This window comes from Aliamphritea spongicola, from assembly GCF_017051665.1.
Taxonomy (GTDB): Bacteria; Pseudomonadota; Gammaproteobacteria; order Pseudomonadales; family Balneatricaceae; genus Amphritea; species Amphritea spongicola.
In genome coordinates, this window is sequence record NZ_JAFIDL010000120.1 from 1 (window position 1) to 284 (window position 284).

A 284-nucleotide genomic window follows, 5' to 3' on the forward strand; every position below is an offset into this window, starting at 1 on the left:
GGCGGCGCATCAGAATATCGACGATTTGTCGGATCTCTTCATCGCGGCCGGCCACCGGGTCGATCTCGCCGTTGCGCGCTCTGGCGGTCAGATCCTGGGCATACTGCTCCAGCACGCTTTCACCGCTGCGCGCCGCGCCGGGCAGGGGCTCGGCGCCGCTTTGCGCCGCCGCATCCTGGGCGTTTTCCGCCGAGTGAGCGGTAATGGCGGCGAACTGTTCCATCAGCAGATCGGCGTTGATGCGCTCGAACTGCGGGGAAATGGCCTTCAGCAGGTGGCGCAGG

General features: G+C 66.5%; 1 pseudogene. It reads right to left on the reverse strand.

The features are described from left to right. Positions 1 to 284 (reverse strand): annotated as a pseudogene (locus JYB63_RS22990) (type VI secretion system ATPase TssH); the annotation flags it as partial.